A 254-nucleotide genomic window follows, 5' to 3' on the forward strand; every position below is an offset into this window, starting at 1 on the left:
GCATAAAAAAGCTAATTACAAATGGCGTATTGATGAGACGTACATCAAAATAAAAGGAAAATGGAGCTATTTATATCGTGCCATTGATGCAGAGGGATATACATTAGATATTTGGTTGCGTAAGCAAGAGATAATCATTCAGCATATGCGTTTATCAAACGTCTCATTAAACAATTTGGTAAACCTCAAAAGGTAATTACAGATCAGGCACCTTCAACGAAGGTAGCAATGGCTAAAGTAATTAAAGGTTTTAA

At 33.9% G+C, this 254-nt stretch carries 1 pseudogene; it reads left to right on the forward strand.

Annotation, left to right across the window (positions count from 1 at the left end):
- A pseudogene (locus tag E2558_RS12295) lies at positions 1-254 on the forward strand (DDE-type integrase/transposase/recombinase); the annotation flags it as partial.

Source organism: Staphylococcus pragensis (genome assembly GCF_004785665.1).
Taxonomy (GTDB): domain Bacteria; phylum Bacillota; class Bacilli; order Staphylococcales; family Staphylococcaceae; genus Staphylococcus; species Staphylococcus pragensis.